At 64.1% G+C, this 12,794-nt stretch carries 14 protein-coding genes; 11 read left to right on the plus strand and 3 right to left on the minus strand.

Annotation, left to right across the window (positions count from 1 at the left end):
- Positions 1-241 precede the first annotated feature (241 nt).
- The 4 genes from KDG50_08785 to KDG50_08800 all read left to right on the plus strand — a co-directional run bounded on the left by KDG50_08785 (position 242) and on the right by KDG50_08800 (position 3,413).
- Positions 242-877, plus strand: coding sequence for a CDP-alcohol phosphatidyltransferase family protein (locus KDG50_08785; GenBank protein ID MCB1865515.1), 636 nt, complete (start codon positions 242-244; stop codon positions 875-877).
- A gap of 2 nt (positions 878-879) precedes the next feature.
- Positions 880-1,479 carry a 1-acyl-sn-glycerol-3-phosphate acyltransferase gene (locus KDG50_08790; GenBank protein MCB1865516.1) on the plus strand — a complete coding sequence of 200 codons (600 nt, stop codon included), beginning with the start codon at positions 880-882 and terminating at the stop codon, positions 1,477-1,479.
- Positions 1,476-2,420, plus strand: a complete 945-nt coding sequence (locus KDG50_08795) for a phosphatidate cytidylyltransferase (GenBank protein ID MCB1865517.1) — start codon at positions 1,476-1,478, stop codon at positions 2,418-2,420. Before KDG50_08790 ends, KDG50_08795 begins: the two co-directional genes overlap by 4 nt.
- Positions 2,421-2,594: 174 nt before the next feature.
- Positions 2,595-3,413, plus strand: coding sequence for an ion transporter (locus KDG50_08800; GenBank protein ID MCB1865518.1), 819 nt, complete (start codon positions 2,595-2,597; stop codon positions 3,411-3,413).
- Between the two features lie 38 nt (positions 3,414-3,451).
- On the opposite strand, the gene KDG50_08805 is transcribed toward KDG50_08800, so the two are convergent.
- Positions 3,452-4,003 carry a hypothetical protein gene (locus tag KDG50_08805; GenBank protein MCB1865519.1) on the minus strand — a complete coding sequence of 184 codons (552 nt, stop codon included), beginning with the start codon at positions 4,001-4,003 and terminating at the stop codon, positions 3,452-3,454.
- An 834-nt stretch (positions 4,004-4,837) separates the two neighbouring features.
- On the opposite strand from KDG50_08805, the gene KDG50_08810 reads away from it, so the two are divergent.
- The 4 genes from KDG50_08810 to KDG50_08825 all read left to right on the plus strand — a co-directional run bounded on the left by KDG50_08810 (position 4,838) and on the right by KDG50_08825 (position 8,893).
- A complete protein-coding gene (locus KDG50_08810; protein ID MCB1865520.1) occupies positions 4,838-5,875 on the plus strand; it encodes a Fic family protein in 1,038 nt (345 codons plus the stop codon).
- Positions 5,876-6,024: 149 nt separating this feature from the next.
- The gene (locus tag KDG50_08815) at positions 6,025-6,549 is read left to right on the plus strand and encodes an IPTL-CTERM sorting domain-containing protein (GenBank protein MCB1865521.1); all 525 of its coding nucleotides are present in this window, start codon (positions 6,025-6,027) and stop codon (positions 6,547-6,549) included.
- Between the two features lie 315 nt (positions 6,550-6,864).
- Entirely contained in the window at positions 6,865-8,061 is a 1,197-nt protein-coding gene (locus KDG50_08820) for a glycosyltransferase family 4 protein (GenBank protein MCB1865522.1), read from the plus strand.
- Positions 8,054-8,893, plus strand: coding sequence for a hypothetical protein (locus KDG50_08825; protein ID MCB1865523.1), 840 nt, complete (start codon positions 8,054-8,056; stop codon positions 8,891-8,893). Before KDG50_08820 ends, KDG50_08825 begins: the two co-directional genes overlap by 8 nt.
- Positions 8,894-8,903: 10 nt before the next feature.
- Here KDG50_08825 and KDG50_08830 read toward each other — a convergent pair whose 3' ends face one another.
- Positions 8,904-9,662 carry a glycosyltransferase gene (locus KDG50_08830; GenBank protein ID MCB1865524.1) on the minus strand — a complete coding sequence of 253 codons (759 nt, stop codon included), beginning with the start codon at positions 9,660-9,662 and terminating at the stop codon, positions 8,904-8,906.
- Positions 9,663-9,744: 82 nt separating this feature from the next.
- On the opposite strand from KDG50_08830, the gene KDG50_08835 reads away from it, so the two are divergent.
- The 3 genes from KDG50_08835 to KDG50_08845 all read left to right on the plus strand — a co-directional run bounded on the left by KDG50_08835 (position 9,745) and on the right by KDG50_08845 (position 12,198).
- Positions 9,745-10,542, plus strand: coding sequence for a glycosyltransferase (locus tag KDG50_08835; protein ID MCB1865525.1), 798 nt, complete (start codon positions 9,745-9,747; stop codon positions 10,540-10,542).
- A complete protein-coding gene (locus tag KDG50_08840) occupies positions 10,539-11,189 on the plus strand; it encodes a hypothetical protein (protein ID MCB1865526.1) in 651 nt (216 codons plus the stop codon). Before KDG50_08835 ends, KDG50_08840 begins: the two co-directional genes overlap by 4 nt.
- 124 nt (positions 11,190-11,313) lie before the next feature.
- The gene (locus KDG50_08845) at positions 11,314-12,198 is read left to right on the plus strand and encodes a right-handed parallel beta-helix repeat-containing protein (protein ID MCB1865527.1); all 885 of its coding nucleotides are present in this window, start codon (positions 11,314-11,316) and stop codon (positions 12,196-12,198) included.
- Positions 12,199-12,218: 20 nt separating this feature from the next.
- Here the strand turns inward: KDG50_08845 and KDG50_08850 are convergent, their stop codons facing one another.
- Positions 12,219-12,722 carry a hypothetical protein gene (locus KDG50_08850; GenBank protein ID MCB1865528.1) on the minus strand — a complete coding sequence of 168 codons (504 nt, stop codon included), beginning with the start codon at positions 12,720-12,722 and terminating at the stop codon, positions 12,219-12,221.
- Positions 12,723-12,794 lie beyond the last annotated feature (72 nt).

The raw sequence follows: 12,794 nt of genomic DNA on the forward strand, positions 1-12,794 counted from the left end.
ACGCTGGTGACGCGGCCGTCCGCTGCGGCGCAAGCCGCACCGGCACGCGGCCGACATTTCGTGATTGAATCAGTGATAAGTCTGCAACGTCAGTCGAATCAACCAAGGGAGAATAAAGAACCGGCCCCAGCATTTCCAATGACGGACCTGCTTCAAATCAAGCGAACATTGCATTGCGGCCCTGATCAGGCGTAGAAGTGCGCGGCAGTCCGCATGCATGCGCCCGCAGCGCGATTCCGCCATGAGCCACGACGAAAACCTCATCGACAATCGCCGCCCGATCGCGGCGCGTTCCAGCGCCTGGGCGCAGCGCACGGCGGCCTGGCTGGCCCGCTCGCGCGTGACACCCAATCAGATCTCGGTGCTCAGCGTCGCATTCGCCGCCGCCGGCGCGGCGCTGCTGGCGCGCAACCCCGGCGCCTGGGCGCTCGTCGGCTGCGCGCTTGCGATCCAGGCGCGACTCATCTGCAACCTGCTCGACGGCATGGTCGCGGTCGAGGGCGGTCGCAAGTCCGCGCTCGGACAGATCTACAACGAGTTCCCGGATCGTATCGCCGATTCGCTGCTGATCGTCGCGCTCGGCTACGGCATCGGCCTGCCGTGGCTGGGCTGGTTCGGCGCACTGGCCGCGGCACTCACCGCCTATGTGCGGGTGTTCGGCGGATCGCTGGGCTTCGCGCAGGACTTTCGCGGCCCGATGGCCAAGCAGCACCGCATGGCGGTGCTTACGGTGGCCTGCATCCTGGGAGCAATCGAGCTGCCCTGGCTCGGCAGCCGCCACACGCTGACGGCGGCGGCGATTGCGATTGCGGTCGGCGCGGTGCTGACCTGCGTCACGCGCACGCTGGCCATCGCACGGCAACTCGGGCACGCCTGATCATGTGGCTTTCGCGCGTTCTGATCGGTGTGGTTCGCGCGCTCGTGGGCGCGGCACCGCGCTGGGTCGGCGGCGAACCGAGGGCGGCGCAGTGCATCTACTTTGCGAATCATTCGAGCCACATCGACACGCTCGCGCTGTGGTCGGCACTGCCCGAGCCACTGCGCGTTCGCACCCGGCCGGTCGCCGCGGCCGATTACTGGAACCGCGGCGGCATTCGCGAATACATCGCCGTGCATGCGCTGAACGCGGTGTTCATCGAACGCGTGCGCGGCGAGACGCACGGCGACCCGCTAGAACCGCTGAACGCGGCGCTCGAAAACGGTGGTTCGCTGATCCTGTTTCCCGAGGGCACGCGCAACCGCGACGCCCTGCCGGGGCCCTTCAAATCCGGGCTGTTCCATCTTGCGGAACGCTTCCCCGACGTGAACCTCGTGCCCGTGTATCTTGAGAACCTGCACCGGACCATGCCGAAGGGGACCTTCGTGCCGATTCCACTGATCTGTACCGTGCGTTTCGGCGCGCCGCTCGCGCGGATTGCGCAAGAACCCAAATCCGAATTCCTCGAACGTGCCCGCGCTGCGGTGACCGCACTCAAATGAACGCACAGCAGAAGTTCTACTGGCTGATCGGCGGCATCGTCGCACTGCTCGCGATCGCGTCGATCGCCGGGCGGGTGATCCGCGCGCGCATGCAGACCGACGACGGCCGCGCCGTGGTCGACAACCTGATCCAGCGCACGCGCGCCTGGTGGGTCATGGTCGGCGTGTTCGCGGTGGCCTTCCTGCTCGGCAAGATCGCGACCATCGTGCTGTTCGCGCTGATCTCGTTTGCGGCGCTGCGCGAGTTCCTCACGCTGACACCCACGCGGGCCGGTGACTATCGCGCGCTGTCGGTCGCGTTCTTCGTGCTGGTGCCGGTGCAGTACTACCTGATCGCAATCGAGTGGTATGCGCTGTTCAGCATCTTCATTCCGGTATACGGATTCCTGCTGCTGCCATCGCTGTCGGCGCTCGCCGAGGACACAGAATCATTTCTGGAGCGCGCCGCGAAGATCCAGTGGGGCGTGATGATCGCGGTCTACTGCATCAGTCATGTGCCGGCGATCCTGCTGCTGGAGATCCCAGGCTACGAGGGTCACAACGCGCTTTTGCTGTTCTACCTGCTGCTGGTCGTGCAGATCAGCGACGTGTTTCAGTACGTATTCGGCAAGCTGTTCGGCAAGACGCGCATTGCGCCCGTCGTGAGCCCGTCGAAGACGGTCGAGGGGTTCGTCGGCGGTGCCGCGAGCGCGACCGCACTCGGCGCCACGATGTGGTGGATCACACCGTTCACGCCGCTGCAGGCGGCCGGCATGTCACTGGCGATCGTGCTGATGGGTTTCCTCGGCGGGCTGGTGCTCTCGGCCGTCAAGCGCAGTCTCGGCGCGAAGGACTGGGGCAGCATGATCAAGGGCCATGGCGGCATGATGGACCGCATGGATTCGGTCAGCTTCGCCGCACCGATTTTCTTTCATCTGACGCGATATTTCTTCACGCCCTGAGCCGTAGAACGGCCCATTCGGTGCGTGATGCGCACCGCGCACCATTCGCCACGGCCGGACTCGCACCCGCACGCCGGTTGCCCGGCTGCCGCTCGAACCGCCGGGGTGCGACGCGCTCTACAATCGTGGCCAACCCGTTCGCCACGGCTAACCCGCGCCGCCGAGAATCCCTGCATGACACGCAAACGAACCTGGGAAATGCTTTCCGCCGCCAGCGCTGGTGATCGGCCCAGCCGCTTTGTGGACATGGCGATCATCGCGCTGATCGTCGCGAATGTCGCGGCGGTGATCGTCGGCAGCATTCCGGATGTCGAAGCGGCCTGGGCCGGGCCGCTCTGGGCGTTCGAGGTCTTCTCCGTCACGGTCTTCACGCTGGAGTATCTGCTGCGGCTGTGGTCATGCGCGGAAGACCCGCGATTCGCCGGTCCGCGGGGACGCTGGCGTTTTGCCGCGCGACCGATGCAGATCATCGACCTGCTGGCGATCGTGCCGTTCTATCTGCCCTTCCTCGGCGTGGATGCGCGCGTTGCCCGAATTTTCCGGCTGTTCCGCCTGATTCGCATCCTGAAGATTGCGCGCTACTCGCGGGCGTTTCGCATGATCGGTCGTGTGTTCGTCTCGCGGCGCGAAGAACTGGTGCTGACGAGCATCACGCTGGTGTTCCTGTTGCTGATCTCCGCGACCCTGATGTACTACGCGGAACACGATGCCCAGCCCGAGGCGTTCTCGAGCATTCCGGCAACACTCTGGTGGGCGGTCGTGACGCTGACGACAGTGGGCTACGGCGATACCTACCCGATCACGCTGCTCGGCAAGGTCTTTGGCGGACTGATCGCCAGCATTGGCATCGGCATGGTCGCGCTGCCGGCCGGCATCATCAGTTCAGGATTTGTCGAACAGATCGAACGCCGGCGCGAATCACCGTACACGCAAACCTGCCCGCACTGCGGCAAGTCACTCGCCGAGGCGACCGAATCGCCCGACTACCGGTGAGCGTCGCGCTCGGCCTGAAGGTTCTCCGTCGCTGGGAGTCATGAAGCGAACCGCCGGGTGACCTCGCCCAGGGTCTGTTCAATCAGACGATGGTGGCCCCCACTGAAGGCATCGACGCGGTAGCGCACATAGTCTGGCCCCGCATAACGCTGACAGGCCAGCGCGCTGTACTGCTCCCAGTGCTCGCGCGTCAGCCCACGCCCCGTGGTCGCCTCACGCGATTCAAAGGACTTGAGACATTCCGCCGCACCCCCGTGGAGGATAACGGTCGCAAAGCCTCCCAGTTCCGCGGCATGGATTTGCTCCGGCGCGAGCAGCATATGGCTGGGCAGGCAGATCACCGCGCCCGCTTTGCCGGCAATCATCGCGCGGCGTCGCAGTTCCAGCGCCAGGTGTGCGGCATTGCCCCCGGCGTAAAACGTATTCCACTGTGCGGCCGGCACACCCGAATGGCGCGTCGCACGGGAGTAGGGGTCCAGTTCGTAATGCTGCCAGCGGCGGGTCGCGGCAAGAATTCGCGCGACGGTGGTCTTGCCCGCACCGGACGGACCGGCGAGCAACAGCAACGGAACGGCGAAAGTCGAACTCAAGGCCCACTCTACCGCCGTTGTCGGCGGCCCCCATGCAATCCGGAGTATGAAGGATAGAAGCTGGCTGAAAACCCTGCGCGAGTTTGCTGCCCTGCCTGACGCACCCAGCTGCCAGGGGAACCGACGTCCCGCGGGGTGTGCACCAAGCACCGCCCGGGAACATCTCGCGACGGGGCGTGATATGCAACCCTGCATCTGCGCGGGCCTCGTGGGCGTCATGGCAACAGGGAAACTCGCCTGTCCTGCTGCATTTTCGGCTACCCGCCTTAGGCAGTTACGGGGACGGATGCGTACCCCGGGGTGGCCTCACCCCCCTTGGCTCGCCATCCAAGCGACATCGGCTCACCCGGTTTTGCACCGGACAGTCAGCCCGGATCGGGCGATCTCCCCATAACTAACTGAAATATATATTAATTTATGAAGTCTTTGCCGGAACCGCCAATGAACTACTAAATTGACCAAATTTAGTAATTAAGACTAAGCTGTCAGTGAAATGCTAATTCGACAAAATTTAGTAGTTAAGCGATGCAAATTCCGCTGATACCGCCGCCCTTTTTGCGCGTGATTCAGGAGATGGACAACCCGTCACCCCTGTTCGGCATGGGGCCGCTCGTGGGTGACCGCTACCTGCACTGGGACGAGTTGCGCCATAGGCAGCCGCCCGAAGGCCTGTCGCATGAAACCTGGTGGGCTGGTGTCCGGCTCGCACGGCAGACGCAGCTTCGCAGCCTGCCGTTTGTTGACAAGACCGGAAACTCGGTGCAGTTCGGCACGCCGGACCCTGTGCTTGCGCGCCTGCATTCGATCGACCGCCAGGCCGCCGGTCATGTCGCGATGGATCTGCCTGTCGCGACCTTCGATGACCGTGATCGTTATCTGGTGAGTTCGCTGATCGAGGAAGCGATCACATCCAGCCAACTCGAAGGCGCTGCCACCACGCGCGAGGAAGCCAAGGCGATGCTGCGAAGCGGTCGTGTTCCACGCGACCGCTCCGAGCGAATGATTATGAACAACTACAACGCCATGGAGGCCGTGAGGCAATTTCGCGACAGGGCGCTCACGCCGGAGATTGTCCTGGCGCTGCATCGTGTGATTACAGAAGGGACGCTTGAAAATCCGAGCGCCGTCGGCCGCCTGCGACGGCCAGACGAACGCATTAACGTCGTTTCCGTGGACCACGTCACGGTGCTACACGAGCCACCGGCAGCCGAATCACTGCCAAACCGCCTGGAACGTCTGTGCGCGTTTGCAAACGCGTCCGCAGACAGCGGCAAGTTCGTACACCCGGTGCTTCGCGCCATATTGCTGCACTACATGCTTGGCTACGACCACCCGTTCGTTGATGGCAATGGGCGCACTGCGCGTGCCATCTTCTACTGGAGCATGGCGCGGTCAGGCTACTGGCTGATCGAATACGTCTCGATCTCTCGCCTGCTCCACAAGGCGCCGGCACAATATGCACGCGCCTTTCTGCATACGGAAACCGATGCGAACGACACGACTTATTTCATCGTTCACCAACTGGAAGTGATTGAGAAGGCCATTCAGGCGCTGCATGACTACCTGAAGCACAAGATGACCGAACAAAACGCAGCGGAAAAACTGTTGCGTACGGCTCCGCGTCTGGCGAATCAACTGAACCATCGGCAGGTTGCGCTGCTGACCCATGCGTTGCGCCATGCCAGTCACGGCTATACAACCATGAGCCACAAACGCTCACACCGCATCACCCAGCAGACCGCGCGGACGGACCTCGAACAGCTGGTTACGCTTGGCCTGCTGGACAAGGGCAAACAGGGACGCGCATTCATCTTTCATGCGCCCGCGGATCTCCGCCAACGCATTGAGCACGCCGCAACTCGAAAGCGCTGACCCACGTTACAGGCGCGGGGTGCCATCTACCGCCCGCGGTGGTCTGCGACAAGCGTCGCCGGCACGGCCAAGCCACCCGCCTCGAATTGCCCGATGCCAGCGGCCAAGCTATAGTCTGCGGCACCGAGTTTTCGCCTTGGGGGGCGATGATGGGCAAGAACGACCACAGCGCCGGCGCTAAGGCGAAGAAACCCGCAGGCAGCCCGAAGGCGGGGCTGCGCGTCGCCGGGCCGAAGCTGCTGGCAGGGCTGGGCGTCCTGGCCGCCGCCGCACCGGGCACAAGCTCGGCGCTGCTCGGCTCGCCGACCGATGCCATTGATGACCACTACGTCATTCGGCAGGGCCAGTCGATCACCGCCGAGAACGTCACGGACAACGACTTCTGGAATTCCGCCGGTATTGCGGTTACGCAAACCGTGCCCGCGATGCACGGCGCATCGGCCATCTCGCCGAGCGGTGTGCTGAGCTACACCCCTGCCCCCGGATTCGCGGGTACGGACACGGTCAGCTACCTACTCAACGCGTCCTCAGGCGTGGACAACGCACTGGTCACGATCGTGGTCACGCCGCCACCACATGTGCCGACGCTCGGCACCGCGGCGGTCGCGGCGCTTTCCGGCGCACTCGGCTGGATGGGCCTGCGTCGCCGTCGCAAGGACGAAGACGAAAACTAGTGTCCTGTCCCGCAATTATCTATCGTTTCTGCGTGGCTGAGCTGGGCTGAATCAAGGCGGCGATGCGCAGCCATAGCGGGCTATGGACAGGATCGCCAACGCCGAGTCAGCCCTGCTCAGCCGCGCCCGCAGGGAGGGCTTCTACGGTTCGAGGGCGGTGTTGCGCCGCTTGCCAATGCAATGACCATTGCCTTCACGACGCGCCTTGCCCTCGAACCGTAGGAACCCTCAGAAATGCCAGATAATTGCGGGACAGGACACTAGCGGTCGCTAGCAGGTCCGCGACCGGCGCGGGCCCGAACCGGGAGCCAGACCTTGTCCGCCGGTATTCGCTACTGCTCGTTCCTGGAGGCCACTGGCTACGGTCTGGCCGGCATCGCCTATGTGCGCGGGCTGGTCAACGCCGGCGTGCCGGTGCACTGGGTGCCGGTGGTTTCCAACGGCGATGCCGTCCTTCGGGTCCAGCCCGGCGAGTCAGTCCCATTTCTGGACACGCTTGCCGAAGATGCGGCGCTGCGTGATCTGCCGGCCCTGATCGCCGCGACTGCGCGCCCGGTCGAATGCGACACCGTCGTCGCGCACACGGTCCCCGAACACTGGCCCCGGCTGTTCCAGCCTGACCACCGCAATATCGGCTACACGACCTGGGAGGCCGACGCGCTGCCGCCGCACTGGCTGCCGTTGCTGGAACGCGCCGATGGCGTGTGCGTGCCCTCCAGCCTGAACGCGCAGGTGTTTCGTGCCTCCGGCATCCGCGTGCCCGTGCACACGGTGCCGCATCTATACCGCTATGCGTGGAATGAGTTCGCGCCTGCCGAGCTCAGCGAGTTCCGCGAACAGCTCGGCATTCCCGAATCGCACTTCGTGTTCTACACGATCGGGCAGTGGACGCCACGCAAGGCGCTGGACGACCTGCTGTTCGCGTTTGCGAGCGCCTTCAGCGCGGACGACCCGGTAACCCTCGTCGTCAAGACCGGCGCGAAGGGTTTCGGCGCCGCACCGTACTACCCGGAAGTCGCCGTGGAAGGGCTGGCCGAATCGGTGATGGAAACAGCAGTCGAGCGCAGCGGGCACGAGGCGCCAGCAGTCTGCCTGATGCCGTTCGAACTCAACGGCCGAGGCATCGACCTGCTGCACGAAATCGGCGACTGCTACGTTTCACTCGCACATGGCGAGGGCTGGTCGCTTGGTGCGTTCGATGCCGCCACGCGTGGCACGCCGGTCGTGATGACGGGCTGGGGCGGCCATGCGGATTTCCTCGGCAGCGACTGGCCGGGCGCCGTGCGCGGCGGCCTGACCAACGTGCCGGTGTTCCCGCCGCATCGGCCGTCCCTGTGGCCACCACAGCGCTGGGCGGTCGCGAACCTTGATCATGCGATCGAACAGATGCGGCTGGCCGTCACCATGCCTGAGGAATGGCGCACCGCGGCGGCGCGCATCGCACAAGACATCACGAACCGTTTCGCCGAACCGCAGGTCACCCGCGGTTTTCTCGCCGCGATTCGTGGCTGAGATTCCGCGCATCTTCCATTTCGTGTTCGGCCTGCGCCCGCAGGCCGGGCCGTTTCACATCGCCCACTGGCTGTGCCTGGAATCCTGCCGACAGGTCAACCAGCCGGCACGCATGCGCCTGTATTACCGGCATCTGCCGTATGGGCCGTGGTGGGATCGCATCGCGCCACATCTCGAGCTCGTGCCCGTCACGGAACCGCCGTCCGGATTCGCGCCCGAACGCTATCGCGCGCACGAGGTCGGGCGACTGATCGAACGTGAAGGCTGGTCATATGCGCACGAGGCCGATTTCATCCGCCTGGATGCATTGATCGAACATGGCGGCGTGTATGCGGACATCGATACGCTGTTCGTCGCTCCATATCCTGACGCGCTTTTTCAGCACCGCTGCGTGCTTGGCGAGGAGCCGCCGATCCTCTGGCACAACGACATCATTCGTCCTTCGCTGTGCAATGCCGTGATCCTTGCCGAACCCGGCGCGAGCTTTCTCGGGGGTTGGCGTGATCTTGCCGCGAAGGTATTCGACGGCAGCTGGAGCCGGCATTCCTGCCAGACGGCCTCCGAACTCTGGTACGCGGGCCATGCCGGGATCCACGTCGCGCCACGGCGGATGTTCTATCGCTTTGGCGTGGACCGCGCGAGCTTCGCAAGCCTGTTCGAACAGAACGTCGGCAACCTGCGCGATGTATGCAGCATCCACCTGTGGTCGCATCTGTGGTGGAGCGAGGGACGCCGCGACTTCACGAATTTTCACGCCGGGCTTCTGACTGAAGACTATGTGCGCAACGCGGATACGAGTTATGCGCGCATCGCCCGCTGGTTCCTGCCGTAAACCGGACGTCTCACGGTAACTCGATTTTTCCACCCTTGTAGAACAGCGTCGCGGGTCCGATCGGTGGTTCGTACCCGGCAATCCGTTCGCGCAACACCCGTTCGGCCGCAAGAACGCGCGCCGCGCTCATCGCCTTCATGCGCGAGATCGCCGCATGGTGTGCGTGATCGAAGGCGTTGCGGCCATGACAGACATAGACATAACACCAGCCCACACCGCGCAGCCGCGTGATGGAACGCCCGGCCTCGAACAGCGCGTACACCAGCCCCGTGTCTTCGCCGCGCGGCAGCTCCGGGTAACGGGGCAGCCGGTCGCGTCGCGCGAGCAGGGTGCCCTGCACGAAGTTCATCGGATAGGCCTCGGTGTGCCAGTCATCCCAGGCAAGTTCGCGCGTGTCCGCAAACCAGTGCAACTGATCGGACAGGAAGCAGACGTCCGATCCTGCCGATTCGAGTGCCGCAAGCTGGGATTCGAGGCGCAGCGGATGGAAGCGATCGTCGTCGTCCCACTGACAGACGAGTTCGCCTCGCGCGCGCTCGACGGCGAAATTGCGCAGGGCCCCGAGCGTGCGTCGTTCGGGGGTTCCAGCCACGCGAACGCGGGCATCCACCGCCGCCATGGCGCGCAGCCGTGCGTCGAACGCCGCCCCGCCGTCGTGGATGATCAGCAGCTCCCGCCTAGAGTGGGTCTGCCGCAGAAAATCGCTGATCGCGAGTTGCAACAACGCCTCGCGGCCGGGCTGGGTGACGGTGATACAGCTGACGAGCATCGCGTGGCGGGAGGGGTGAATAATCACGAAATCGTGGGCAATCCTGTACGCTAGCGGGAACTCCGAAAACGCGAATCGCCCGATGCGCGCGACCATCATCCTAACCTATCGCGACGGCGCCACGGACGACCGCCGCCGCAACCTGGAAGCCGTCACCGGCTGGCTCGCGCAATGGCCTGACCAGCCGCTGATCGTGGTCGAGCAGGACACCTTTCCCCGGCTCACCGAACCGCTGCAGCACCCGAACGGACGCATCGTGTTCGCCTACAACCCCGGGCCGTTCAACAAGGCCTGGGGGCTCAACGTCGGCGCGCGCCGGGCCGACACCTCGCTGCTGATATTCAGCGACGCGGATCTCGTGGCCGGCGACATGCTCCCGGCAATGATCGCGGCGGCTGAACGCGGCTTCGAGGTGGTCAAGCCGTATCGCCGGCTGATCGATCTGACGCCTGAGGAAACCGCCCGGGTGCGAGACGGGAAACATGCGTTCGTCCCCGAGCGGGGTACCGATATCAAACCCAACCGCGAGGGTATCGCCGAGCGCATCGTGCTGTGCGGCGGCATGTTCCTGATCCGCGCGGCCGCGTTCGCACGAATCGGCGCCTGGGACGAACGGTTTCGTGGCTGGGGTGGCGAGGACGATGCAATGACCCTGAAAATCCAGCGCGCGCGGCTGGCCACGGTGGAACTGGACGAACGCCCGGCCGTGCATCTGTGGCATCCCCGGCCGCACGGCAGCACTTACGATCATCCGCACTACGCGGAGAACCACGGGCTCGTGCAGCGATATCTGCGCTATTCGGACGCCGAGCTCTCGCGCCTCGGCGAGCTGAACCGCCAGACCATGGGCCATCGCGAAAAATACCGGCCCTTCGCATGAAGCATCCCGACGCGAACGTGATGATCGGCACGCCGGCCTACGGCGGCATGGTGCACATGAACTTCACGCAAACGCTGCTCGGCTACCAGCGCGCGGGCATTGCGTTCAGCCTGGTGAGCATCGGCAACGAAAGCCTGATCACGCGTGCGCGCAATACCCTGCTCGCACTGTTTCATGCCCGCCCGGAATTCACACATCTGCTGTTTCTGGATGCCGATGTCGAGCTGCCGGCGACAGGACTCGTAAAGCTGCTCGAACACGATCGCGACGTGATCGGCGCGCCGGTTGCCCTGAAGGGTCGCGATGCGAACGGTGCACGAATCTTCAATGTCGGTCGCGCGGTCGGGGAAGACGGCGTGCTGAGTCTGCACGAACGCATCGGCACGGCCGCACTGATGCTCTCGCGACGCGCCGTGGACGCGCTGATCACCGATGCAAAGAACGACGGTCGGGTCTATTCACCACCCGACTCGCAGCGCGGCGAAGGTGGCCCCACCGTGCACTACGATGTATTCCAGGTCGGCGTGGTGGACGGTGATTACCTGTCCGAGGATTTCTGGGTCTGTCGAACGTTGCGACGGCTTGGTTTCGACATCCACGTCGACGCCGAGATCGTCACGCAGCACTTTGGCACCGTGGCGACCTGAAACGGGCCGACGATCGCCCGTCCCGCAGACACCGCAACGGGGCCCAATCGGCCTATACTCCGATGCACGCGGCCGGGCACGGTCGCGAAACGTTCTCGAGTTTGGGGTTCCGGAGGCTCAGCCGATGCATTCATTCCACCCGGATTCAGGTTTCCGTCTCGCGGGCTTTGTTTCGCTCCTTCTAGTCGCGTCCTGCGCACTGACGAAGGTCTACGCATCCAACGGAGTCCTTGAGATCAGTCAGTCCTGTGTCGCGGCCGGCTGTCTCCCGGGCGACGCCCCGGGATTCCCTGTCGAAATCACTGCGAGCGGCAGCTACGTGCTGACCTCCAACATCGCCGTGGCGGACGAGAACACGACTGCGATCTACTCCAGCGCGGATTCGGTCTCGATCGACCTGGGCGGCTTCACGATTTCGGGCGTGACAACTTGCAGCGGCACCAGTCCGCTGGTCTGCACGCAGACGGGGACCGGGAACGGCGTAGAGATTCAGGCCGGCAAAACCGGCTCGATATTGAATGGCACCGTTCGGAACATGGGCGATACCGGCATCCGGTCATTCGAGGGGCTTATCGAGAACGTGGTCGTGAAACACAACGGCGGTTCCGGGATCATCAACAGCTTCGGTGTGGTGCAGAACAATGTTGCGCGCGAGAACGGCGAAGCTGGCATCGAGTGCTTTACATGCCTCATGCAATTCAATGTCGTTACAAACAACGGCGCCTATGGGATAGTCGGCGCTGGACTGTCGAGAATCCGGATCAATCAGGTGGAGTCGAACGGGATCGGCGGTGGCATGACCGGCCCGGGCATCATCGCGGACGGCTTCATCGAGAACAACTCTGTTTCGAGCAATCGTGGCGCCGGCCTGGTGGGAACAAGCGTGACCATTTACGGCGGCAATGTGTTTCAGGCCAATGAACAATCCGGAACGCCGGACCCCACAAACCAGGTCACGGGTGGGGACCAGTTCGGAGCGAATTACTGCCACGGGGTTCTCTGCCCATAACACCCGGGCGTCGGCAGGGCCTATTGACCCGGTTCCGGCGCGTTGACTATCGCGCGCAGGATGCTGGCCATGTCCGAGGCGCGACGCACCGCATCGCGCACGCGTTCGGTTTCGTCCGCGCCCCGCACACGGTCGAAGAACTCGCAGCCCAGGATCACGCCACGTGCGGCTTCAAGGCCGGACGACCGCGCCGGAATCAGCCGGAAGGAAATCGGCATCAGACCGGTCGGGTTCAGCATCATCCACAGGCCGCCGTGTTCGCCCTGGATGTCGCGCATTTCGAAGACCCGTGCCTGCGCGTCGATCACCCGCATTTGCTCGGGCATGTGGGTGTAATGCCCCATGTGCATCAGCGCCAGGTCCTGTGCGTTGACGTTGATCTGCGCTTCGGTATCGCCAAACACGAGCACGACCGGAAACCGCAGCTCGCTGACCGGGACCTCGCGCGGCGGACGCTCGCAGCCGACCAGCGAGGCGAGCAGGGCGCCGAGCACGGCGAAAGACCGACGCGACCTGTGAAACATGAGGGTGGCTACAATAGCACCCCCGTCGTCGACAGTACCTCAAAGACTCCATCATGAACGTTCGCAAATCTT

Source organism: Chromatiales bacterium (assembly GCA_020445605.1).
Taxonomy (GTDB): domain Bacteria; phylum Pseudomonadota; class Gammaproteobacteria; order JAGRGH01; family JAGRGH01; genus JAGRGH01.